General features: G+C 44.0%; 21 protein-coding genes and 1 pseudogene. 18 read left to right on the forward strand and 4 right to left on the reverse strand.

Annotated features, from left to right (window positions below; all coding sequences use genetic code 11):
• Positions 1-6: 6 nt before the first annotated feature.
• The 5 genes from CEG13_RS02510 to CEG13_RS02530 all read left to right on the forward strand — a co-directional run bounded on the left by CEG13_RS02510 (position 7) and on the right by CEG13_RS02530 (position 5049).
• Entirely contained in the window at positions 7-912 is a 906-nt protein-coding gene (locus tag CEG13_RS02510) for an ABC transporter permease (protein WP_100010182.1), read from the forward strand.
• Between the two features lie 15 nt (positions 913-927).
• Positions 928-1914: an ABC transporter ATP-binding protein gene (locus CEG13_RS02515; protein WP_100010183.1), complete on the forward strand. Its 987-nt coding sequence runs from the start codon at positions 928-930 to the stop codon at positions 1912-1914.
• A gap of 1 nt (position 1915) precedes the next feature.
• Positions 1916-2929, forward strand: a complete 1014-nt coding sequence (locus CEG13_RS02520) for an ABC transporter ATP-binding protein (RefSeq protein ID WP_100010184.1) — start codon at positions 1916-1918, stop codon at positions 2927-2929.
• Entirely contained in the window at positions 2907-4085 is a 1179-nt protein-coding gene (locus tag CEG13_RS02525; RefSeq protein ID WP_100010185.1) for a M24 family metallopeptidase, read from the forward strand. Before CEG13_RS02520 ends, CEG13_RS02525 begins: the two co-directional genes overlap by 23 nt.
• 118 nt (positions 4086-4203) lie before the next feature.
• A complete protein-coding gene (locus CEG13_RS02530; RefSeq protein ID WP_100010186.1) occupies positions 4204-5049 on the forward strand; it encodes a M55 family metallopeptidase in 846 nt (281 codons plus the stop codon).
• Between the two features lie 306 nt (positions 5050-5355).
• Here CEG13_RS02530 and CEG13_RS02535 read toward each other — a convergent pair.
• Positions 5356-5847, reverse strand: a pseudogene (locus CEG13_RS02535) (M24 family metallopeptidase); the annotation flags it as partial.
• 122 nt (positions 5848-5969) lie between these two features.
• On the opposite strand from CEG13_RS02535, the gene CEG13_RS02540 reads away from it, so the two are divergent.
• On the forward strand, positions 5970-7460 hold the full coding sequence (locus tag CEG13_RS02540) for an aldehyde dehydrogenase family protein (protein ID WP_100010187.1): 1491 nt from the start codon (positions 5970-5972) through the stop codon (positions 7458-7460).
• A gap of 98 nt (positions 7461-7558) precedes the next feature.
• Here CEG13_RS02540 and CEG13_RS02545 read toward each other — a convergent pair whose 3' ends face one another.
• The gene (locus CEG13_RS02545; protein ID WP_100010188.1) at positions 7559-8101 is read right to left on the reverse strand and encodes an NADPH-dependent FMN reductase; all 543 of its coding nucleotides are present in this window, start codon (positions 8099-8101) and stop codon (positions 7559-7561) included.
• Positions 8102-8472: 371 nt separating this feature from the next.
• Here CEG13_RS02545 and rpoN point away from each other — a divergent pair, with 371 nt between their 5' ends.
• From rpoN to CEG13_RS18565, 7 genes are all read left to right on the forward strand, one after another.
• The gene (gene rpoN, locus CEG13_RS02550; RefSeq protein WP_100010189.1) at positions 8473-9783 is read left to right on the forward strand and encodes an RNA polymerase factor sigma-54; all 1311 of its coding nucleotides are present in this window, start codon (positions 8473-8475) and stop codon (positions 9781-9783) included.
• 237 nt (positions 9784-10020) lie between these two features.
• On the forward strand, positions 10021-10410 hold the full coding sequence (panD, locus tag CEG13_RS02555; protein WP_100010190.1) for an aspartate 1-decarboxylase: 390 nt from the start codon (positions 10021-10023) through the stop codon (positions 10408-10410).
• Between the two features lie 77 nt (positions 10411-10487).
• Positions 10488-11510: a low-specificity L-threonine aldolase gene (ltaE, locus tag CEG13_RS02560; protein ID WP_100010191.1), complete on the forward strand. Its 1023-nt coding sequence runs from the start codon at positions 10488-10490 to the stop codon at positions 11508-11510.
• A gap of 314 nt (positions 11511-11824) precedes the next feature.
• The gene (locus CEG13_RS02565) at positions 11825-12811 is read left to right on the forward strand and encodes a LacI family DNA-binding transcriptional regulator (protein WP_100010192.1); all 987 of its coding nucleotides are present in this window, start codon (positions 11825-11827) and stop codon (positions 12809-12811) included.
• 220 nt (positions 12812-13031) lie between these two features.
• Positions 13032-14441, forward strand: a complete 1410-nt coding sequence (locus tag CEG13_RS02570) for a sucrose-specific PTS transporter subunit IIBC (protein WP_100010193.1) — start codon at positions 13032-13034, stop codon at positions 14439-14441.
• An 18-nt stretch (positions 14442-14459) separates the two neighbouring features.
• Entirely contained in the window at positions 14460-15917 is a 1458-nt protein-coding gene (locus CEG13_RS02575; protein WP_100010194.1) for a glycoside hydrolase family 32 protein, read from the forward strand.
• A 15-nt stretch (positions 15918-15932) separates the two neighbouring features.
• Complete coding sequence (locus CEG13_RS18565) at positions 15933-16109, forward strand: PTS glucose transporter subunit IIA (RefSeq protein WP_143469647.1); 177 nt, start codon at positions 15933-15935, stop codon at positions 16107-16109.
• 55 nt (positions 16110-16164) lie between these two features.
• On the opposite strand, the gene CEG13_RS02580 is transcribed toward CEG13_RS18565, so the two are convergent.
• A complete protein-coding gene (locus CEG13_RS02580; protein WP_100010195.1) occupies positions 16165-17088 on the reverse strand; it encodes an SDR family oxidoreductase in 924 nt (307 codons plus the stop codon).
• Between the two features lie 153 nt (positions 17089-17241).
• On the opposite strand from CEG13_RS02580, the gene CEG13_RS18860 reads away from it, so the two are divergent.
• On the forward strand, positions 17242-17406 hold the full coding sequence (locus CEG13_RS18860) for a hypothetical protein (protein ID WP_192869507.1): 165 nt from the start codon (positions 17242-17244) through the stop codon (positions 17404-17406).
• A 217-nt stretch (positions 17407-17623) separates the two neighbouring features.
• On the opposite strand, the gene CEG13_RS02585 is transcribed toward CEG13_RS18860, so the two are convergent.
• Entirely contained in the window at positions 17624-18637 is a 1014-nt protein-coding gene (locus CEG13_RS02585; protein ID WP_100010196.1) for a potassium channel family protein, read from the reverse strand.
• A gap of 293 nt (positions 18638-18930) precedes the next feature.
• Between CEG13_RS02585 and CEG13_RS02590 the strand changes: the two genes are divergently transcribed.
• The 4 genes from CEG13_RS02590 to CEG13_RS02605 all read left to right on the forward strand — a co-directional run bounded on the left by CEG13_RS02590 (position 18931) and on the right by CEG13_RS02605 (position 23573).
• Positions 18931-20223 (forward strand): acetamidase/formamidase family protein, encoded by a 1293-nt coding sequence (locus tag CEG13_RS02590; protein ID WP_100010197.1) that lies wholly within the window; start codon positions 18931-18933, stop codon positions 20221-20223.
• A gap of 229 nt (positions 20224-20452) precedes the next feature.
• Positions 20453-21622 (forward strand): hypothetical protein, encoded by a 1170-nt coding sequence (locus tag CEG13_RS02595; RefSeq protein ID WP_100010198.1) that lies wholly within the window; start codon positions 20453-20455, stop codon positions 21620-21622.
• The gene (locus tag CEG13_RS02600; protein WP_100010199.1) at positions 21619-22728 is read left to right on the forward strand and encodes a hypothetical protein; all 1110 of its coding nucleotides are present in this window, start codon (positions 21619-21621) and stop codon (positions 22726-22728) included. Before CEG13_RS02595 ends, CEG13_RS02600 begins: the two co-directional genes overlap by 4 nt.
• Before the next feature lie 299 nt (positions 22729-23027).
• The gene (locus CEG13_RS02605) at positions 23028-23573 is read left to right on the forward strand and encodes a sigma-70 family RNA polymerase sigma factor (RefSeq protein ID WP_100010200.1); all 546 of its coding nucleotides are present in this window, start codon (positions 23028-23030) and stop codon (positions 23571-23573) included.
• Positions 23574-23581: the final 8 nt, after the last annotated feature.

Below are 23581 nucleotides of genomic sequence, written 5' to 3' on the forward strand. Positions count from 1 at the left end.
AGAAAAATGGCTTCGAGTCTTCCTCAGGGTGAGCAAGCTTTAGGTTCAGTCCTAAAATCCAAACAAAAAACAAAAATTGGGGAGTTTTTTTCCAACCTATCAAGAAGTTGGACTGGGATGCTAGGGTTTGGCATTATCATGTTGTTGTTGTTTCTTAGTATCTTTGGACCTTGGATCACACCATATGACCCAATGCATGCTGAATTTAGTAAAGGACTATTACCTCCATTGACAGATGGCCATTTATTGGGAACGGACCACCTTGGAAGAGACATTTTTTCCCGAATTATTATGGGAGCTAGAGTATCTGTCATTATTGGAATCGCAACAGCATGTATTGCTGGTGTAATTGGAACTATTGTTGGGATAATTGCAGGATATTTTCGAGGATGGATTGACATTGTATTGATGCGGTTGGTCGATGTACAACTAAGCTTTCCATTTATTGTATTAGTGCTTGTTATTAACGCAATTATTGGGGCGGGATTGCGTAATATTATCATTTCTTTGGCAATTGGAGGCTGGGTTATATTTGCTAGGGTTATTCGAAGTGAGGTATTAGCTCTGCGGGAGAAAGAATTTATTACATCTTCCATCGCTACAGGCGTGTCTCGCTTGCAGATTCTCGTGAAGCATATACTTCCAAATTTATTTACCCCAATAATTATTCTAGCATCATTGCAAATAGGTACATATATTATTGCAGAAGCATCCATTAGTTTCCTGGGCTTTGGTGTACAGCCCCCTACCCCCGCTTGGGGTAATATGCTTAATGAAGGAAGAGATTATATATTTAGTTCTTGGTGGTTGGTTACATTCCCTGGGATTGCCATTGTAATAACTGCATTAGGAGTGAATTTGTTTGGGGATTGGCTGCGTGACACACTCGATCCCGAATTAAAAGGAGAATGATTGGAGGAAAATATTATGTCCGATGCTATCCTTAAAATAAAAAACTTAAAAATAGAATTTAAAAGCGGCAAGGAGACTGTACAACCTATTCGAGGAGTCAATTTCGAACTGAAAAAAGGGGAAACACTAGGTGTTGTAGGGGAATCTGGGAGCGGAAAGAGTGTTACTTCCCTAGCAATTATGGGACTGCTTCCTGAAAGAACGAGTAAAATTGTAGATGGAGAGATTAATTTTAAAGGGAATGACATAACAAATCTAAAAGAAAAGCAGTATCGCAAAATTCGCGGAAACGAAATTTCGATGATTTTTCAGGAGCCAATGACGTCCCTAAATCCTGTTTTCACCATTGGTCAGCAATTAAGCGAACCACTAAGGCAGCACAGGAATATGTCAAAAAAAGAAATTGAAAAAGCGGTCATCAATGTTTTGAACCAAGTGGGGATTCCGCGAGCCGAACAAATTATAAATGAGTACCCGCATCAGCTATCAGGAGGAATGCGTCAACGAGTAATGATTTCGCTTGCATTATTATGCGAACCAGATTTGATGATTGCGGATGAGCCGACAACTGCTTTGGATGTAACAATCCAAGCTCAAATTTTAGAATTAATGAAGAACATAAAGCAGGAAAATGATATGAGCTTGTTATTGATCACTCATGATTTAGGAGTAGTAGCTGAAATGTGTGACCGGGTAGTCGTCATGTATGCTGGAGAAATTGTAGAAGTCGCTGAAATAAATGAGTTATTTAATGAGCCGCTACATCCATATACTCGTGGGTTAATTGACTCGATGCCAACACAAAACACACGCAAAGAACGCTTGTATTCTATAAGAGGTCAAGTACCGCGACCGAATGAAATTACTAAGGGCTGTGTTTTTGCAAATCGTTGCCCACTCGCCTTTTCTAAATGCTTTGAAGAGACTCCGCCTGTCTTTGCGAGAGACGATCATCTCAGTAAGTGTTGGTTGCAGAATACCAAAGAGGGAGAGGTGGTATAGGATGGCAGAAGAAGCATTACTGCAGGTTAACCGGCTAAAAAAGTATTATGGGATCTCACAAGGTTTGTTCAAGAAAGATATTATTGTCCGGGCGGTAGATGATATTAGTTTTACGGTCCACCGCGGAGAAACATTTGCGCTTGTTGGGGAGTCTGGATGCGGAAAGTCAACAACCGGTAAAACCATTTTACGACTGACTGAACCAACAGAGGGCGAAGTCATCTTCAATGGGACGGACGTTGCCACCCTTCAATATAATGATATGCGTTCTTTACGACAACAAATGCAAATGGTATTCCAAGACCCATATGCTTCCTTAAACCCAAAGAAGACGATAAAGCAACTCTTGATGGAACCTTTACGTGTACACAAGAAGTTTAAGGAAAAGGAACGTCTTCAAAAGGTTACGGAGATGTTGGACATTGTTGGTCTTAGCAAAGAGTATTTGGATCGATACCCACACGAATTTTCTGGTGGGCAGCGGCAGCGGATTGGTATTGCTCGTGCTGTCATTTTACAGCCTGATTTTATTGTAGCTGATGAGCCTGTCTCTGCATTGGATGTGTCGGTACAGTCACAGGTAATTAATTTGATGCTAGATCTGCAAAAGGAATTTGGGTTAACGTATTTATTTATATCGCATGATTTAAGTGTTATTGAGCACATGACTGACCGGGTTGCTGTAATGTACTTAGGAAAAATTGTAGAGGTCGCCGATACCGAGACCTTATTTAAAGATCCAAAACATCCATACACACAAGCATTGATTTCAGCTGTGCCAATTTCACATCCCGCTGAAAACAAAGAACGTATTATATTAAAAGGGGATGTACCAAGCCCTGCAAATCCACCGTCAGGGTGCGCTTTTCATACGAGGTGTCCTTTTGCTATGGATATTTGCCGTCAAAAGGAACCTGAGACACTATTATTTGAGGATGGGCATACGGCAACTTGCCATTTATATACAACAAAATCAAGGGAGGAACTGAACTATGTTACTAGCGATTCCAAATGAAGAATTAAAAATTCGTCAGGAGAAATTTTTTGCTAAATTAAATGAAAGAAATTGCGAGGCAGCGGTTGTGTTTTCTGTCACGGACATTTTTTATTTAACAGGGTTTCACTTTCACGCAACCGAACGTCCAATGGGGATTTTGGTTGATCCCAATCAGAGAATACATTTATTTGTACCAGCATTGGAACACGAACACGCAGAAGAATATGGTGCGATTGATTTTGTTCACTCTTATCCGGAATATCCTGGCACGAAACATCCAATGGCATACTTTAAAGAAGTAATGGCGGAGTATGGCTTCGAAGGGAAAACAATTGGCTATGACTCAATAGGATATGGTTCGCCAAATGGGTATCGCGGACCAGGAATTGATACATTAATTGGTGCGAAAGAATTTGTTTCGATACATGGTTTAGTGGAAGAAATGCGATTTGTAAAATCCGCTAACGAAATAGAGCTTATTAAAGAATCATGCCGTTGGGGGAATCTTGCACATCGATTATTGCAAAAATATACTAAAGCTGGCTTAAGCGAGATAGAGATTACTAGTAAAGCATCAACGGAAGCTACGATGGCGATGATTGAAACACTAGGTCCTGATTATAAACCGCATGGAAAAACAGCTTATGCAATTTTCCGCGGCCAAATTGGCCCGGAATCAGCATTTCCTCATGCAGTCACACAGAACGCTATTATGTCAAAAGGTGATACATTGGTGACCGGTGCAGCGTCGGATGTTTTTGGCTATCATAGTGAATTGGAAAGAACGATGTTTGTTGAGGAGGTTTCTAAGGAACAAGAGAAATATTTTAATTACATGTATGAAGCCCAAAATGTAGCATTTTCCGCCATTAAAGCTGGAGTGAGCTATGCATCCGTAGAGGAAAAAGTGCAAGATTATTTCAAAGAAGAAGGAATTACTCACTTAACGAAACACCATACTGGTCATAATATCGGATTGTTAGGGCATGAGGCGCCGTTCTTTGATTTAGGAGACAAATCCTTGTTAGAGCCCGGAATGGTTGTAACAGTTGAACCTGGTATTTATGTAAGAGGGCTGGGAGGGTTTAGACATTCCGATACAGTGCTGGTAACAGAAGATGGTATTGAAATGCTTACATACTATCCGAGAGATTTAGCATCCCTTATTTGCTAATACTCTATGAAGTGCTTGGTGTTCATTAAATGCCAAGCGCTTCTTATATAATCAGTAGTATCCTAAATTAACCAGTTTGAATTGTATTAGTGTATAGAAAAGGAAGGATGTGTTTTATATGAAAATATTTATTTCTGCTGATATAGAGGGAGTAGCAGGAGTAGCAACGATTCAACAATTAAAAACGAATGGAGAATATCAACGTTTTCGCCAGTTAATGACAAATGAAGTAAATGCGGCCGTTCGAGGGGCTTTCAAAGCAGGAGCAGACGAAGTAGTGGTGGCAGACGGCCATGGCAATATGTCTAATATCCTCATTGAATCGTTAGATAAACGTGCACGGTTGGTCTCTGGTAATAATAGGGTAATGGCGCAACTCGAAGGTATTGATGAATCATTTGATGGCATTATATTTATTGGACATCATGGAAGAGAAGGCGATTCACATGCTGTTATTTCACATACGTTAGCAGGGATTTGTGTGAATGAAATGAGAATTAATGGAAAAGTCGTTGGTGAAACAGAAATGAACGCAATGGTTGCAGGGGACTATGAAGTTCCTTCGTTATTTATCAGCGGGGATGATATTTATGTAAATGAGGTAAAAGAAACCTTGCCAAATGTGGAATCTGTTGTAACAAAATTTGCGCGCAACCGGATAGCAGCTGAATTAATTCATCCAGATATTGTAAAGCAGGAAATTGAGGAAAAAGTGGAAAGTGCAATTCGTCGGATTAAAGATTTTCAACCGCTTGTATTGGATGGACCAGTGACTTTTGAAATTGATTTCAAAGGGCCTCAGCAAGCACAAATGACAACAACTATTCCTAGTGTAAAGATGCTTACACCAACTCAAATAGCTTTTACCTGTAAAGATATGGTAACTGCTTATAAACAAATGTGGGCATGTGTCATTATTGCAATAGCCTGTACAAATGGTATAACCGGGAGCGTAAACGCGTAAATCAGAGGAGGAGCGGTTTATTCTATACCCTGCTTTCCGGATTTCTCATAAGCCAAGCTGATAAGGATGGTACCTAGTATATGAGTTTTCACCAAATCAGAGATTTAATCAACCCTGCAACTATATACATTACTAAAACAACCAAGCATCAGTGTCCAAAACATTGGAGTGCAAGAGACCAGTATCCTCCTCAACAACATGATGCAGGATATAGATGGATACACGTCTCATGGAAACCGATGGCTACCCGGTTGTTTATGGGGGGACTAGTGGGGGGAGACCCCCACTAACTGAAAGAGTCAAGAATTAAAGAACTTGCAACCCTTTAGGAAACGAAGTCAATACTTCAGCCTTTCCTTCTTCATTAATATAAATCTCATCTTCAATTCGGACCCCGCCAAAGTCAGGTATATAAATGCCAGGCTCAATGGTGAAAAATAAACCTTCTTCAGCAATCTGTTCATTATTTTTATGGATGGACCGTTCTTCATGGATTTCGATACCAAGACCATGTCCTACACGGTTATTAAAATAGTATCCATATCCTTTTTCATTGATTACTTGTCTTGCTTCTATATCGATTGCTGATTCGACAGCACTAATTCCCGCTTGATTGGACTGTAATACCGTCTCGTATATTTCTCTTTGTTAGCTTGTGGCTTCGCCGATGATAAACGTTCTGGTAATATCTGAACAGTACCCGCCCTTTATCACGCCAAAATCAATGAGCAGGGCATCACCCTTTCTGAATGTACGGTTTCCAGGTGTTCCATGCGGGAGAGCTGACTTTTCTCCTGAAGCAAGGGTTGGCAGAGGGCCGTCACGTAAACCAAGACTGCCATTGACAAAAGAAGAAGATGAATAACTGCAGGAAATACTGAATAGCCTGTTAGTTACCGAATAAAAAAGGGGGAGATCTGATGAAGACTTCACAAACGGAACTAAAGCCAAAGGTAAAAGCGTTTCTGGAAGGAGAAAAACATCTATATATTAGCGGGGAATATGTTCCAGCGGAAAGCGGGAAAACGTTCGCCGTTTATAATCCTGCGACCGAAGACGTTTTAGCAAGAGTCAGTGAGGCGCAATCGGAGGATATTGATAAAGCCGTACAGGCAGCAAGAAAGGCATTTGATGAGGGCGAATGGACGGCAATGGAGGCAGCGGAGCGATCCCGTCTCATTTATAAATTTGCCGACCTGCTGGAAGAAAACAGGAAAGAGCTTGCTCAGCTTGAGGCGCTTGATAATGGGAAGCCATATCATGTTGCACTGGAAGATGACGTTGATGGAACAGTGGAGCATTTCCGATACTATGCTGGCTGGGCAACGAAACTATTAGGAAAAACAACACCGGTTTCACCAGATTATGTGACGTACACCGTCCATGAGCCGGTCGGTGTTGTTGGGCAAATCATTCCATGGAACTTTCCGCTGGCAATGGCGGGATGGAAACTCGGATCAGCCCTTGCTGTCGGCTGTACGGTTGTAATTAAACCAGCACCCGAGACACCGCTCTCTCTTCTTTACGCAGCGAAATTGTTTAAAGAAGCTGGTTTTCCAGACGGTGTTGTAAATATCGTGCCTGGTGACGGAAAAGTTGCAGGGGAAGCGATCGTAACACATGAGCAGGTGGATAAAGTCGCTTTTACCGGGTCAACGGTTGTCGGAAAAGAAGTCATGCGCAAAGCGGCAGACCAAGTTAAAGGTGTCACGCTGGAACTTGGCGGAAAATCACCGAGCATTATTTTGGAAGATGCAAATCTGGAAGAAGCCATTGAAGGTGCATTTAATGGTACGATGTATAATCATGGCCAAAATTGCAGTGCTACCACACGCATTTTTGTTCATCGCAAACATTATGAGGAAGTATTGGAAGCGTTCGCGAAACGTGTAAATGAATTAAAACTGGGACCGGGAATGGACCCGGATACCGATATGGGACCCCTCATTTCAGAAAAACAACAAAACAGGGTCCTTAACTATATTGAACAAGGCAAAAACGAGGGCGCTCGTCTTGTCACTGGTGGAGAAAAAGGGTTGGACAAAGGATATTTCGTTCAGCCTACCATTTTTGCCGACGTAGAAGACGATATGGTGATTGCCCGTGAAGAAATATTTGGCCCTGTCATGTCGGTATTCGTCTTTGACACGGTAGAAGAAGTAATCCGGCGGGCAAATGACAGCGATTATGGACTTGCTGCAAGTGTCTGGACAGAAAATATCAGAACCGGTCACTATATTGCCAGCAAGCTGAAGACGGGAACCGTTTGGGTGAACGATTTCGGACTGGAATTGGAAACCATGCCATTCGGCGGCTATAAACAATCAGGGATTGGCCGGGAAATGGGCGGAGAGTATGGGCTTGCAAACTATACAGAAGTAAAAAGTGTGTTTGTGAATATGAAGCAATAAAAATTCGGATGAAAAATAATGCACAAACCCCCAAAGAATCCGTTTTGATTAATCTTTATCAAAATGGATTCTTTTCTTATAGGTAAAAGAGAGAGTGATTATCGATTCATGATCCCGCCCTGCAAATAAATCATTTCTTCCGCAAGTTTTTGGATTCTCTCGGAAACGCGTTCATCGATGATTTCATCACTTTCGATTTCAAAAGATTTATTGTGGATGAAGACATTTTCTGTTGGAACAAGACCTTTAAAATAAGATAGGATGGATCCTAAATGATATTCCAATACAAGAAAATGTTTATTCGTCCATCCTGTTGCCACCATGCCTGTCACTTTATTTTTAAATGCGTATTCAGGCAGGTGATCGAACAGGTTTTTTAAGGCACCTGAGAGGGATGCTTGATAAATTGGTGTGCCGAATACGAGAAAATCTGCAGATAATATTTTTTGGGCAACATTCCATGTATCATCATTGTATCCTGCTAATGGGAGTCCGGCAGCAAATTCAATGTCAAAATCTCTCAAGTCAATTAACTCTGTATCTACAGTCGAGTCGTGGCGCTTGGCCGCAGCTAAGATACTGCTTACTGCGACGGATGTTTTTTCCCCAGCGAGTGCTCCAGATACACCGACAAGTTTCATTATTTTTGCCTCTTTTCCTATAAAATTTTATGATATTTCTAGTCTTCATATATATTTGTCTTATTATAATCATTTATCTCACTTTGGGTTAACTCTAGTCAAGATAACCACCTTATTTTACAGTATGGAAGTCCGCTTGCCCTAGGGTCCCTACGATATAACAATTTTGGTGAGCCCATCAGCTTCACGCTCCTTTCTATAAATAAATATAATCCAAACATCGATGGGGAATGGTTGAATTTTTACGAATGAAAAAAGGTATTTTTTCTCTCGATTATTTTGCTGAATTGTATTATAATATTGTGTAAGCGCATACAATAATTGGCGGAAGCTTATGGTTTAACAAAGATTATTCGGGGGAGTGGATTGTCATGGAATTAGTTCTTCAACAAAAGCAGAAGCTTAATCTGGTAATGACAACTGAATTAAGACAGGCAATCACCTTGCTGCAATATTCCACAATGGATTTATATAACTTTCTGCAGGAACAGGCACTGGAAAATCCCTTTATAGAGTTAATCGAAAGGGAAGATCCGTATTCAAACATTGGAAAGAGTAATAGGGGAATGAGCGTAGATAATGCTGTGAAAGACTCCATGGATTGGATTAAAAATAAGGAAATGGGTGAGCGGGAAAAACTAATAGAACAAGTAAAATGGATAGATTTAAAAAAGGAAGAAAAAGCTATCCTCCACTATTTGATTCTTAATTTGGATAAAAATGGCTATTTGCCGTTAACTGTAACAGAAATTGCGGCTGATCTAGACATTGACGAGGAAAAGATAAAGAGCGGAATTAATCATTTACAGCAATTGGAGCCGATTGGAATCGGTGCAAGGGATCTTTCTGAGTGTTTATTATTACAATTAAACTATTATTACCCGGAGGAGAGTCTGACGGAGAAAATCATAAAGGGTCATTTGGAAAACTTGGCAAACAGGAAATGGAAGGCTATCGCCAAAACGCTGGATGCCACCTTGGTCGAGGTGAAATCAGCGTATGAGATTATTCGTTCCCTTGATCCCAAACCTTGCAGGTTGGATCCAAAACCAACAGAATATGTAAATCCGGATGTGGTGATCGAAGAAAAGGATGATAGACTTGAAGTATATTTAAACGATTCTTATGTACCGCAGATTCGTTTTGACCGCTCCTGCGTAAAAATGGCAAGCAATAAAGATACTGTACATAAATATATGGAGGATAAATATAAGAACTTCCGAATGTTAATCAGCAGCATAGAACAGCGGAGGGAAACAATTTTAAAAATAACCCGTGCAGTAATCGACAGGCAGCGTGCATTTTTTTCCAAAGGGTTTTCTGGTTTGCAGCCGCTCACGTTAAAAGAGATTGCGGATGAAATAGGCATGCATGAGTCTACAGTAAGCAGGGCTACGATGAATAAACGTATTCAAACCCCAAAAGGCACATTTGATTTTCGGATATTTTTCACCTCAAAACTGGAAACTGCAGGTGGTGCGCCTGCATCGCAAGCCACCGTCAAGTTATTATTGGAGGATTATGTAAAAAACGAGAATAAGTCCAAACCATATTCAGATCAAAAAATTGCTGACTATTTTAAAACGAAAAAAGGGATTGTTATTTCCCGCCGCACAGTCTCTAAATATAGGGAAGAGCTAAATATTCCCTCTTCAAGCAGGAGGAAGGAAATTGAGGTATGATCTCAGATGTGGGGATCAGGTTATAGGTCTTTTTTAAGAACGCTAACGAGAGATCCAATCTGATGTTGCTGCCAAAAGCTGGCTTTTTTCGGTAATAGTTAGATAGGAATGTATTGTTCTTCATGGATATCAGCAGATCCTGTATTCCGTTCGCAGTACCACTAACCCTTTAAAATCTTCCTAATTTCCTATATACTCTATATAAACAACTAGATTAACTTAAAGGGGATAGTTTTTATGCAGCGCTTGATGTGCAAAGGAAAAATTCACCGGGCAACGGTGACGGAAGCGGAACTGGATTATGTGGGAAGTATTACGATCGATTCCAAGTTAATGAAGGAAGCAGATATTAAGCCATATGAGATGGTGCAGGTCACCAGCTTGAAAAATGCGGCGAGGTGGAAGACGTATGCGATTCCGGCGCCCGAGGGTTCGAAGCGCATTTGCCTGAACGGGCCACCTGCGCATCTGTTTTCTCCTGGGGATATTGTTATTATCCTGAGCATGGGAATGATGGATGAAGAAGAGATAGAGCAGTTGAAGCCTCGAGTTGTATTTGTGGATGAAACAAATGAGATTACTAGTGTGGAAGCACATGATTTACATTGGCCGGAGGGTGTAAAGTAGATTTCGGCTGGTGAGCGGGGGAGAAGCGGCAGTGTGCTTCTCCCTTATCTATATCCAATAGATTAGGAGGAATACATATGATTGATTTGCGGAGCGATACGGTGACCAAGCCGACTTTTGAGATGCGGGAGGCGGCCTTGGAAGCGGAAGTGGGCGATGATGTTTATGAGGAAGATCCAGCGGTCAACGAACTCGAGGAATATGCGGCAGCAAGGCTCGGCAAGGAAGCGGCACTGTTTGTCCCAACCGGAACCATGGGCAATCAGATTGCGGCACTGACGCATTGCCGGCCTGGTCAGGAAGTGATTCTCGAGGTAGACTCACACATTTTTTACTATGAGGGTGCAGGGATTTCCGCGCTTGCCGGGGTGCAGCCGCGAACGATTCACGGCACGCGCGGTGTAATGGATCCGGAAGCGGTGCGCGATGCGATTCGGGAAGATGATATTCACTTGCCGGAGACCGGGCTGATCTGCCTGGAAAATACACATAATCGTGCGGGTGGTGCGGTCGTGCCACTGAAAAATATGCAGGAAATTTACCAGATTGCCCGGGAGAATGAGATTCCTGTCCATTTAGACGGTGCCAGGCTGTTTAATGCATCTGTCGCCAGCGGGGTGGATGTCAAGGACTATGCGGCCCAAGCTGACACGGTGCAGTTTTGTCTCTCCAAGGGGCTGGGTGCTCCTGTTGGATCGATCATCACTGGTACGGCGTCGTTTATCAAAAAGGCAAGAAAATGGCGCAAGCGGCTGGGCGGCGGCATGCGGCAAGCCGGGATCATTGCTGCACCTGGTCTGGTGGCTTTAAAAACGATGGTGGGTTCATTAAGGGATGATCATGACAATGCCCAGCTGCTTGATAGCGGACTGCGCGGAGTGGAGGGTCTTTCGATTGAAAACAAGGTTGAGACCAATATTGTGCTGGTAAATACGAAAGAGGCCGGTTTCACAGCGAAGGAATTTGTCGGAAAGCTGAAGGAAGCAGGGATTTTGGCTATTTCTTATGGGCCATACACAGTCCGGCTCACCACCCATCATGATGTAGATCGGGAGGATATAGAGGAAGTTAATTACCGGATTAGCGGGATTGTTGGGTGAATTTGCGGGAAGCTCATGGCTGAGGTTACACTGCCTCAGCCATGAGCTTCCACTGGTATTAGGCGGTGTTATTTTGGAAACGGTTAATTGTCATCATGCTATATAAAAAAATAAAAGTTGAACAACTGTACATCTAATAGTTTCCACGATGAAAAACCGGCATAGGAATCGCCTCCACTCCGAGCCGCTAGTTAATAAAAGCGTCCTTCCACGCAATTTCCCCCAACACTAACCTTGTGCTAAAATAACAATAGAATGAGAGCTGGGATCAGTAACCCCCACTCACCTGCTAATGATTATTGGAGGAAATGAACGTGCTGACAATCAAAGAAATTGCCGCAATGGCGAAAGTCTCCCGGTCAACGGTATCACGTGCGCTGAATAATTCGGGGTATGTCAGTGAGGAGGCGAGGAAGCGAATCGATCAAGTCATTGAAGAAACGGGATATGCGCCGAGTGAGCAGGCGAAGTCACTCAGGACCAAAAAGACGAAAGTGATTGGCGTGATCCTTCCGACCATACAAACCGAAACAGCGAGTAAAATTGTAACAGGCCTGGACAAAGAGCTATCTCAGCATGGGTATCAGATTTTGCTGGCTAACACCAACCTGGAAAAGGAAAAAGAGCTGGAATTTCTGGATCTCTTGAAAGCGCGCCAGGTGGATGGGATCATCCTGATTGCCACGAATACGGAGCAGGCTTTGCTGCAAAAAATAAATGCCCTTAAGATTCCGGTCGTGCTGATTGGTCAGGAAGCGGAAGATGTCGCTTCCGTCACCTATAATGATTATCACGCATCAATGGAAATTACGGCTTTCCTGATCGAAAAAGGGCATCAGCGCATTGCTTTTATTGGGGTGGACGAAACGGACCGTGCTGTTGGCTATCTACGCAAGAAGGGATTTTTCGACGAGATGGCTGCACATACCCTTATAGTGGAAGAAAACTGGGTGCAACGGGCGGTGTTTGATATTGATTCCGGTCATCAGGCGATGGAAAAAATTATTACAAATTCCACGGAAAAGCCGACTGCCGTATTTGCTGTGACGGATCGGCTGGCAGTTGGGGCAATGAGTTATTTGAAGCAAAATGGGCTTAGGATTCCCGAAGACATAGCTATGATCAGCATCGGTGCCTCAGAGATGTCCCAGTATGTGGATCCGGCTCTGACAACGATGGATTATCAGAATGAATTAGCAGGGGAAAAGGCGGCCAAGCAAGTTTTATCGTTGATTGCTGATCCAAGTGGGAAGAAAAATGTCGTGCTGGACTATAGACTGATTATTAGAGATAGTGTATAATTGTTTGTGGAATCGATACCAGTGATTTTTATGACCATGGTGGAATCGATCCCGCACACTTTTTAATGGAAATAATTTCGTTTGTCGAGTTCCAGGGTGTGCATGTTCTTCATTACGCAGATCACTGGAAACAGCGCTTTCACTGCAGGAATCTAAGAAAAAAGCATTTTTTTAGCCATTTGTGGAATCGATACCATATTTATCAAAGGAGTGAATAATCATGTCGGAAAATAAAAAGATCGCCCAGGAAATTATTGATGCAGTCGGCGGTCAGGACAATATTCAATCGGTTGCCCACTGTGCGACAAGGCTGCGTGTGGTGGTTAACGAGGAGGAGGCGATCGATAAGGACCGGGTGGAAAATATTGATAAAGTCAAGGGAGCATTCTTTAACTCGGGACAGTTTCAGGTCATTCTTGGAACCGGAACCGTCAATCGCATTTATGAGGAAGTTGAAAAACTGGGAGCAGCTACTTCCTCAAAAGGTGAACAATCCGAAAAAGCGGCTAAAAAGGGAAATAAGCTTCAGCGTGCGATCCGCACATTCGGCGATGTCTTTGTTCCGATCATTCCGGTCCTTGTTGCAACCGGTTTATTTATGGGACTGCGCGGACTGCTCGTACAGGAGCAAATCCTTGGATTATTCGGACTAACACCTGATGATATTCCCGCTAACTTCTTATTATATACACAGATTCTGACAGATACAGCATTTGTTTTTCTCCCTGCATTGGTAGCATGGTCCACGTTCCGGGTATTCGGCGGGACACCGATTATCGGGGTTGTCCTTGGTTTGATGCTGGTAAGTCCTGTTTTGCCGAATGCCTGGGGTGTTGCAGAAGGGGCAGATCCGATTTACTTCTTTGATTTTATCCCTGTTGTGGGTTATCAGGGTGCGGTTCTGCCGGCATTTATCACAGGTATTCTCGGTGCAAAATTGGAAAAAAGTATTCGTAAACGTGTGCCGGAAGCTTTAGATCTAATTGTTACGCCATTTTTGACTTTACTCGTAATGAGTCTCGCAGCACTGCTTGTGATTGGACCGATTTTCCATGCTGTTGAAGGTTATATTTTACAGGGAACGCTTGCAGTATTGGGACTGCCGTTTGGCCTTGCAGGACTGATGCTTGGCTTCTTTAACCAGATCATCGTCATAACAGGGGTGCATCATATCTTCAATTTGCTGGAGATTCAGCTATTGGAAAACTTCGGCAGCAATCCATATAACGCGATTGTAACGGCTTCGATTGCTGCACAGGGTGGAGCGGCACTGGCTGTCGGACTGAAAACCAAATCAAAGAAATTAAAAGCACTTGCTATGCCTTCATCCCTGTCTGCATTCCTTGGAATTACCGAACCGGCGATTTTCGGGGTGAATTTGCGATATGTTAAACCATTTGTGATGGGACTGATCGGCGGGGGTGTCGGCGGTTTCGTTGCCTCTATTGCCGGGTTGGCAGGTACTGGCATGGCTATTACTGTCATTCCTGGTACGCTTTTGTATTTGAACGAACAGATTTTCATGTATATTCTGGTCAACCTAATTGCCATCGCTACGGCTTTCGTGCTGACTTGGGTTTTCGGATTTTCCGATAAGGACCGAAAAAAAGCGGAAATGGAACAATCGTAAGGGAAGGAAGAAGCAATAATGAAGGATAATCATTTAAAAGAAACTGCTGTCAAGCGAGCAGCGGAATATAGAGAGATGGCAGGTGAAGATCCGTACCGTTTGCATTTTCATCTGATGCCGCCGGTAGGGTTAATGAACGATCCAAATGGCCTGGTGTTTTTTCAGGGAAAGTACCACTTCTTTTACCAGTGGAATCCATTTGAAACAGCCCATGGGGTAAAATTCTGGGGACACTATGTTTCAGATAACCTTGTGTACTGGGAAGAAGCTCCTGTTGCCCTGGCTCCGGATCAGTGGTATGACAGGAATGGCTGCTATTCCGGGAGTGCAGTGGTGCATGAGGATCAAATGTATATTTTTTATACCGGAAATGTGCGTAATGATGCAGGGGAGAGGGAGTCGTATCAATGCATGGCCGTTTCCGAGGACGGGGTTCAGTTTGACAAAAAAGGGCCGGTTATAAATGTGCCAGACGGTTATACCGCTCATTTCCGTGACCCGAAAGTGTTTAAAAAAGGCCCCCGCTGGTATATGGTTGTTGGAGCGCAGACGGTGGAAGAAAAAGGAGAGGTTGTTTTGTTTTCCTCTGATGACCTGGAAACATGGAGTTTCCAGGGAACGCTGGCCGGCAGCGACAGAAGTGGGCTGGGTTCTTTCGGTTATATGTGGGAATGCCCTGACTTCTTTGAGTTGAACGGGGAAGATATTTTGCTTGTATCTCCTCAAGGGCTGGAGCCGAACGGAATTCTGTATAACAACGTTTACCAGTCCGGTTATTTTGCCGGAAAAGCAGATTTGGAGCGGGTGAGTTATCCGCACGGCGGTTTTACGGAGCTGGACAGAGGGTTTGACTTTTATGCGCCGCAAACGATGCTGGATGGTAACGGGAGGCGGCTGCTCGTTGGCTGGATGGGCAGTGCGGATGAAGGCAGCACGTCCCATCCTACGACCCATCATGGCTGGGTGCACGCGATGACTATTCCGCGTGTTCTGGAATGGGAGAACGGCCGCTTGCTGCAGCAGCCTGCCGAAGAACTTAAACAGTTAAGGGGGAATAATCGGGAATATAGGGATGTTTTAGTAACGGATCAGCAATCATTTGAGCTGCCTTCTTCACGTGATAATGTATTTGAACTGCAGGTGCAGGTGAAATCTTGGGATGCTGCCTCGTTTAGCCTTACAATCGGAACGAATAACCAGCTGATTTACCGGGAAGCGACCAAGACGTTCACACTGGAGCGGGCGAATTTTGAAAAACCTAATGTGGTTGAGCGGAGACACTGTGCTTTGGATGAACTGAAAGAGATCCGCGTCTTTAAGGATACGTCGTCATTGGAAATTTTCCTTAATGGCGGGGAGGAGGTTTTTACTGCCAGGGTTTATGATGAGGCATATGATCAACTTGTCAGCTTTCATGCAGAAGGGGACTTGAAAATGGATGTGGCGAAATGGGATTTAGGCAGAATACTATTGTAATGATGAGGATGACAGATGCTTGGTAAGTTATTTAAGAAGCAAGAAGAAGCCGTTTCGATTGCTGCTCCGGGCAGCGGGGAAGTCACAGCATTACCCGGTGTTTTCGGAAAAATGATGGGTGACGGGATTGCGGTTAAACCGGCGATTGGCGAGATCGTCGCACCGGTGGATGAGATTTTGCCCGTTAAATAGTGTACCCGGTACCCTGCCCGAATCGGGGAGAATTTCGGGCAGTGAGTTCCGGCACTTAGGATGAAGTAACCTGCCCGCCGTTCACATGAAGGGTCTGCCCGGTAACAAAGCGGGAATCATCGGAGGCAAGATAAACGAATGTCGGAGCTACTTCAAATGGCTGCCCCTGCCGATCCATCGGGTTGCCCGCCAGTGGAACGACATCCGCGGAGAAACTTGCTGGGATAAGCGGTGTCCAGATTCTACCTGGTGCAATGGCGTTTACCCGAATGCCATCGCCAATTACACTGTTTGCCAATGCGCGGGTGAAGCCAATATTCGCACCCTTTGTTGCTGTGTAGTCAATTAATTGGGCATACCCGTCAAATGTAACGACAGAGGATGTATTAATAATCGAGCTCCCCGCTTTTAAGTGAGGAAGTGCGGCCCGAGTTGTGTAAAAATGAGAGTAAATATTTACTTTAAACGTATCATCAAACTGTTCATCGGTAATATCTGTCAGGCTTAATTGCTGAAACTGAATACCGACATGATTGCATAGAATGTCCAACTGGCCAAAAGTTTGGACGGTTTCTTCCACAATATCGATGCATTGCTGTTTCTCCCGAAGATCACCAGGAAGCAATAAAGCGCGCTGTCCCAACTCTTCAATTCTCGTTTTCGTCCGTTTTGCGTCCTCATGTTCATCCAAATAAGCAATGGCGACATCCGCACCTTCTTTGGCAAAGGCAATCGCCGCTGCTGCTCCCATTCCACTGTCACCACCAGTGATAAGCGCGACTTTTCCAGTGAGTTTTCCGCTTCCTTTATAATTCGGATTTTCAATAATTGGCTTGGGATACATCAAACGCTCCAAGCCAGGCTGGCGATACTGCCGCTGTTCCGGGACCGTGATGGCGATATCTTGATAACGTGTGATTTTCCCGTAATTGGGGTACATCGGATAGCCCTGGTCGGATGTATTTTTCTGATGAGACATCGGCTTCCTCCTACTAAAAAATAATCAATTTACTTTATGTTTGATGGGCGGGTGTTGTGCATGCGCTTTTGGGGACGATGGCTGTCGTACTGGCTCGCTTCTGTGTTGGGAAGAATAGGCTAAACGTGTAAAGAGTCCATGAGGAGGTTCAGTATGGAATACTATTTGAGTCTTGAAGTGAAGTTATTGCTGGTGAATCAATCGAATGAAACAGTAGAAATGCAGTATATTGACCATAAATGGGAAATGCCCAAAATTGGGCCAAGGCCGCCGTATTATTACAATCCGAGGTATGAGCAGTATTATCCTGTTATTTAATAGGGAGGTGCCGAACGAATGTCGGGCGCCTGCCCATGAGGCACTTAACCATGCCGCTTCCACACTTTCCGGTAATCCACTCTTCCGTTCGCGTCCAACACTAAATTGACGTAAGGGCTGTTCTTCGGCTTGTAAACCTTATGCGAACGATGATTTAAAGAGTTTTTCCTTGGGTGAAATGTTGATGCCCAATTCTTTTAAAATAACTAATCTGCTACTAGATGATCTTCCCATATGTCTCCTCGTCGCAAATGATATACAGCACTGCATCACCAGGGATTTTTTCATCCAGTCGTCTGTTAATATCTAATTGCTCCCCATCTGCGATAAGTGTTGCCCCATTGTCCAGCAGCTCTGTAAAGGCATCACGGTAGGTGATCCAACCCTCCTTTTTCGGGACTTTGAACAAATCCTCGCCTTGCTGTCTGCTGAGTAACTGTGAATAGATTTTACTAACCCCTTTGTACATTGCAGACCGAACAGCTAAAGAGGAAATGGTCTCCTGAGACAGAATAAATTCATCCACATTGACATGGGAGAAGTTTACGGTCTGTTTTTCGGTTAGAACTTCGACGGTTGTATGTACGGCCGGTGCCAATCGTTCTACTACAATTGCTGTCGTTAATGTTTTTGCGTCACGTAAACTTGGTTCTTGGATTTTATCATCCGAAAAGATGATGACGGACTTGGCCTTGGAGATATTGGCTTTTTGCAATGTTGCTTCATCTGTAGCATCTCCCTGAATGTAGCTTACTCTATCCAGCCCTATATCGATCGGTGACTTAGGTAAATTATCAAGAATAACTACTTCTGTCGTGTCGTCTGATTTTAGGATTTCTTTTACCGCAGATTTCGTTTTGTTTCCCCATCCAATAATAATAATGTGTTGCTCATTCGTATAGTCCATTCTTCCTTCCTCCCTGTTCCTCCGAAAAATTGAAAATGCATCCAAGACTTTTCCAATGACTACCCCCAAAAGACCAATTCCAATTATATACATTAGAACCGAAACCATTTTTCCGGCTAATGTGATTGGAGAATAATCTCCATAACCAACGGTGGAAAAAGTAGTCATGACATAATAAAATGTGTTTAACAGATTTTCAAAGTTATCCGGCTCCAGCAGATACATAACCACGGTACACAGAATGATAAAAAAGATGGTAGAGAAAAACAGCGTCGCATTTCTCAGCTTGATCAAGTTTAATCCCAGTCTGAAAAAAAAGTGCAAGATTTTATCCTCCTTTTTTGGCAGATACCTGTTATCAACCGAATTTTGTTGAATGAAGCTTTCTCTCTATAACGAATGTACCAGCCAAAAGGTTGCATGAATGTGAGATAAACTAAGATTAAATGAAAAGAAGAGGAGACACAATACCCCTTCTTGTGGAAATGTTTAAATACCCCCTTGAAAACTAGGGAACGATCCTGGCAGTAATTGCTGATGGGCCTGAGCCTATCTCTACCAAACTACCTTTTTCTGCGGTAAAATTAAAATATTCAATATAAAAGGAGTGAGCACAAATGATGGCGAAGCAGACGGTGTATGTAAATGAGTTCACAGACGGGATGCTGGATCCCAACAAAGAAATGGAATATGTGGTGAAAGATGGCGGGTATATAGTGGCGAATACCACCCCGGGTTGCTGGGGCCCGATGATTACACCAGCACTCAAAGGCGGTCATGAGGTGACCAAGCCGGTATTTGTGGAAGGGGCGGAAGTGGGGGATGCAATTGCGATTTACATTAAGTCCATTGAAATTACTTCTATTGTAAGCGCTTCAGGAAATGATAAACCGATGGAAGGACGCTTTGTCGGAGATCCATTTGTTGCTGGGAAATGCCCCAGCTGCGGAACAATGAATCCGGAAACATTCATTGAGGGAATTGGTCAGGAAGCAATCCGCTGCAAGAACTGTAATGAAGACATCACACCCTTTGTCTTTACCCATGCCTACACCATGGCGTTCAATGACAAGAAATCAGTAGGGGTCACATTAAATAAAAAAGCAGCAGAAAAGGTTGCCCGGGATGGGCGGACCTATATGAACACGCCGGAACATTCGATCCAAAATCCGGTTGTTACGTTTGCCCCGCATGATCTGGTTGGTGCGATTGCCAGAGTGCGTCCATTCCTCGGCCAGCTGGGAACGACGCCAGCCAGGCCGCTGCCTGATTCACATAATGCAGGGGATTTTGGTCAGTTTTTGATTGATGCCCCGCATGATTATGGTGTTACGAAAGAACAGTTGGAAGATCGGACGGATGGGCACTTGGATATCAGCCGGGTCCGGGCAGGTGCGGTACTCATTTGCCCAGTCAAGGTTCCTGGTGGCGGGGTTTATCTGGGAGATATGCACGCGATGCAGGGAGATGGCGAGATAGCGGGCCACACCACGGATGTCTCCGGGATTGTGAATCTGCAAGCGAACGTTATCAAGGGTCTCGCCCTCGATGGACCAATTTTGCTCCCGCTCACAGAAGACCTGCCCTACACGGCTAAGCCATTCAGTGAGGAAGAAAAACAGGAAGCAATCAGGCTGAGCAAGGAATGGGGCGTAGGGGAATTGGAAGAATCCTACCCTGTTTCCTTTGTTGGAAGCGGTGCGGATCTGAACGAAGCGACAGAAAATGGGATGGAACGGGCGGCAAATCTGTTTGGAGTAACGGTGCCGGAAATCATGAATCGGGCCACGATTACAGGTTCGATTGAGATTGGCCGCCACCCTGGTATGGTCACCGTCACTTTTCTGGCACCAAAAAATTATCTGGAAGCCACAGGATTGCTGGAACTGGTAAAAGGGCAATACGCCTAAAGCCGGCATAAACTCCCTTTATATGTACAAAATAACAAAGAAAAACGTCTTTCAGCTGGAAGGCGTTTTTCTTCCTGCTTAAGCACTATTCTCCGCATCCGGACAAAAAATTTTCACAAATAGACACATACATAAACAGTTTTCAACCAGGAAAAAAAGGGGAAACAACAAATATTGATAAAAAAAGAGAGCGACTGGCCAAACGTAAGATGAGAGGGGGCAAGGAAACATGACTGCATCTATCACGGTCGGACTGATTTCCACACCAGGTTTGCCTGCTGATATTAATCAAGACCTGATGAAAGAACTGCCGGGGTTGCTTTCGAAAATGATTGACCCCCAGGTATCATGGGAGACGGAAATGACAGTGGATCCACTGGTGGGGGTCGCCGAAGACACGAAACAAGTGCTGGAAAAAACAAATAATATCAAAGAAGAAAATGGCTGGGATTATGCGATCAGCCTGACTGACCTGCCGTTTTTTTTCGAAAAAAATGTAGTGGTGGGCAATGCCATCCTTGAGCAAAGGGTCGCTCAGATTTCCATTCCTTCTTTTGGGCTGCTGCCGATGCGCAAAAGGATCAGACGAGCCATGCTTAAATTAATGGAAAATTTATATGAGGGAACACCTTCCGAGACGGACAATCATACCACACAGACTCGAACAGGCAGGCGCAAACTCAAAAAAAAGTTAAAAAAGCCATTTGCCCTCTCCCCGATCAGCAAAGAAGAAGGGTATTCCAATCAGACAGGTGCGGACCTGCGTTATGTGATAAAATCCAGGTTTATCGGCTATATCCGGGTATTATTGGGAATGACCAACGCCAATCAACCTTGGAAGGCGTTCTTTTCGTTTTATAAGGTACTCGCTATCTCGTTTGCCACAGGGACCTATATTTCTATTTTCTCCACACCGTGGCAGCTAAGCGTTCTCTACAGCAATTATCGAATGATTTTTATGATGCTCTTGGCAATCTTTGGTATGGTCATATGGGTTATTTTTTCGCAGAATTTATGGGAAAAACCAACGGAACAGGGAAAAAAACGCTGGCGCCGGTTGTATAACGGGACGACTTTTCTGACACTGCTGACGATCGTGGGCATTAATTACATCGTGCTGTTTGGTATGTTTTCCATTTCGACTTCCTTGTTCGTGCCGCCTGATTTATTTCAAGTATCAACAGGGATGGATAAAGATCCCATGGCGAATTACTATTTTAACCTAGTATGGCTGATTACTTCCCTCGGAACACTGGCAGGCGCAATTGGCACAGGTCTGGAAAGAGAAGAAAAGATAAGAGACATCACGTATTCCTTCCGTCAGCAACAGCGTTACTATGAACTTGAACAGCAAGAGGAAAACGATTATACGGAAAAGGAAGAAGGTGCAGGAAATTGACGAGAGAGATAAAGATAGGCTTAATTGCTGCACCGGAACTTCCGACGTCATACGCTCGGGGGTTTGCGGGTGAACTGCCGAAATTATTTGCAGAAGAAATCGATGAAAATGTCAGCTGGAATGTGGACATGCGGGTGGATCCGATTACCGGCTCTGCCGAATCCACTGATGACATTTTGGAAGAGGCTGCTGATCTTCGCAAGCAACATGACTGGGACTATGCGATTTGCCTGACTGATCTGCCGATATTTCTTGAAAAACATATTGTCGTATCAGATATAAGTAATAAGCATGGTGTCGCTCAAATTTCGATTCCCGCGTTTGGCTGGCTGGTGAGGAGGTGGAAAGTTAGAACGGCGGTTGTCAAGATTATGAATGAATTATACCGCCCCACCGATGAAAAGGATGAACGATGCCATTCTGCCAAGCAGCCCCTCGAGAAGCAATTGCCTTTAACCCGAGTGAAAAGATCTGCGCTTGATAATGGGATCAAGGAAGCGGACAAACGGTATATCGTCACACCGCAAATGAATGGAAGAATCCGTTTGCTGCTCGGCATGGCACAAGCCAATAGGCCGTGGAGCATTATGTCCTCTTTCCGGAAAATTATTGCGGTAGCTTTTACGACTGGCACTTTTGGTACGATTTTCTCAACGATTTGGACATTGAGTCATGTGATGAGCGATTTAAGGCTGATTATTTTGACCGTCGCTGCGATCAGTTTGATGGTCATCTGGCTTATCGTCGCCCACAATCTTTGGGAAATGCCAGCAAACGGGAGAGAGCGCTCCCTAAGGCACTTATACAATCAGACAACCTTACTGACGTTGCTGCTTTCTGTCATCAGTTATTATATCGTTATGTTTCTATTGTTTTTTATTTTGGTCGTCACCCTTGTGCCGCCGGAAGCATTTGTAGAACTGGCCAACCTCCAGGAATCATTCAGCATCATCCACTATGTGCAGCTGGCGTGGATTCTGGCTTCTATGACTACCGTGACAGGCGCCATTGGGGCAAGCATGGAGGATGAGGAAAAGGTAAGAGATATCACCTATGGATACCGCCAGAAGCGCCGGTATGAGGATTCCGTTTCTGATGATGCATAGGCTGGCTATATAAGCAAACAACAGGTTTATTCCTTGAGGGGGATAAGCCTTTTTTCTGTGTACTGGCACTTTTTGAGAATCCTTTTTTCCTATAATCGCAAAATGCCCTGTGAAGGTGGCAAAAAAATTCCAATTTATTTCCAGATAATATTTACAAACAGGAACAAATGTTCTATAATCTAGTTACGTTGCTATACGTGATTTAGAAAAATACTACATTTTTATGCCACCAATTTCAGCTTAATTTCGATGATAGGAATGAAGGAGTAGTTTTTCAAAACAAAGGGGGAGGACAAAGCATGAGTGAAAACAAGATGACGTTTGAGGAAATTTTTGAGCAGAATGAACGCAGGATCCATTATCATATCCACCGACTGAACATTCGCGACCCGCATCAGGAATTCTACCAGGAGGGACTGTTCGCCATGTGGAACGCCTACCGGAGCTACCAGCCGGACAAGGGACCGCTCGCAACCTATTTCAACTATGTGATCCGCCACCGCATGATCGATTTAATCCGAAAGCAAACGAAAGAGCAGGAGAAAATGAGTCTCTATGCGCAGCGGGAAAAAGTAGAGCAGGATGATGGAAACTATTATCATCATGGCAGCAATGCTTATCCTGTGATGCGTGTGGCTGACCTGCCTTTTTATGATGGGGGCTTTTGGCAAGAGATCAGGGACAAGCTGTCGGAAAATCAGTGGAAATGGGTGAAATATTATGTGATTGAGGACATGTCGGTGAAGGAAATCGCCGAGCAAGAAGGTGTTTCCGTGGAAGCGGTGAAAAGTTGGGGAAAGGAAGTGAGGAGGAAGCTGCAGGGATTGGAGTGGGAGAAGGGATAGCTGGGAAT

It is taken from the genome of Lentibacillus sediminis, assembly GCF_002763455.1.
In the GTDB taxonomy this organism is placed as follows: Bacteria; Bacillota; Bacilli; order Bacillales; family Amphibacillaceae; genus Lentibacillus_D; species Lentibacillus_D sediminis_A.

Bases quoted from the DNA above. Each gene is read 5' to 3' on its own strand.
- CEG13_RS02530 (WP_100010186.1), top strand. From the start codon at position 4,204: ATGAAAATATTTATTTCTGCTGATATAGAGGGAGTAGCAGGAGTAGCA.
- panD (WP_100010190.1), top strand. From the start codon at position 10,021: ATGCAGCGCTTGATGTGCAAAGGAAAAATTCACCGGGCAACGGTGACG.
- CEG13_RS02525 (WP_100010185.1), top strand. From the start codon at position 2,907: ATGTTACTAGCGATTCCAAATGAAGAATTAAAAATTCGTCAGGAGAAA.
- CEG13_RS02515 (WP_100010183.1), top strand. From the start codon at position 928: ATGTCCGATGCTATCCTTAAAATAAAAAACTTAAAAATAGAATTTAAA.
- CEG13_RS18565 (WP_143469647.1), top strand. From the start codon at position 15,933: ATGCTTGGTAAGTTATTTAAGAAGCAAGAAGAAGCCGTTTCGATTGCT.
- CEG13_RS02580 (WP_100010195.1), bottom strand. From the start codon at position 17,088: ATGTCTCATCAGAAAAATACATCCGACCAGGGCTATCCGATGTACCCC.
- CEG13_RS02540 (WP_100010187.1), top strand. From the start codon at position 5,970: ATGAAGACTTCACAAACGGAACTAAAGCCAAAGGTAAAAGCGTTTCTG.
- CEG13_RS02570 (WP_100010193.1), top strand. From the start codon at position 13,032: ATGTCGGAAAATAAAAAGATCGCCCAGGAAATTATTGATGCAGTCGGC.
- CEG13_RS02510 (WP_100010182.1), top strand. From the start codon at position 7: ATGGCTTCGAGTCTTCCTCAGGGTGAGCAAGCTTTAGGTTCAGTCCTA.
- CEG13_RS02545 (WP_100010188.1), bottom strand. From the start codon at position 8,101: ATGAAACTTGTCGGTGTATCTGGAGCACTCGCTGGGGAAAAAACATCC.
- CEG13_RS02595 (WP_100010198.1), top strand. From the start codon at position 20,453: ATGACTGCATCTATCACGGTCGGACTGATTTCCACACCAGGTTTGCCT.
- CEG13_RS02575 (WP_100010194.1), top strand. From the start codon at position 14,460: ATGAAGGATAATCATTTAAAAGAAACTGCTGTCAAGCGAGCAGCGGAA.
- CEG13_RS02590 (WP_100010197.1), top strand. From the start codon at position 18,931: ATGATGGCGAAGCAGACGGTGTATGTAAATGAGTTCACAGACGGGATG.
- rpoN (WP_100010189.1), top strand. From the start codon at position 8,473: ATGGAATTAGTTCTTCAACAAAAGCAGAAGCTTAATCTGGTAATGACA.
- CEG13_RS02520 (WP_100010184.1), top strand. From the start codon at position 1,916: ATGGCAGAAGAAGCATTACTGCAGGTTAACCGGCTAAAAAAGTATTAT.
- ltaE (WP_100010191.1), top strand. From the start codon at position 10,488: ATGATTGATTTGCGGAGCGATACGGTGACCAAGCCGACTTTTGAGATG.
- CEG13_RS02605 (WP_100010200.1), top strand. From the start codon at position 23,028: ATGAGTGAAAACAAGATGACGTTTGAGGAAATTTTTGAGCAGAATGAA.
- CEG13_RS18860 (WP_192869507.1), top strand. From the start codon at position 17,242: ATGGAATACTATTTGAGTCTTGAAGTGAAGTTATTGCTGGTGAATCAA.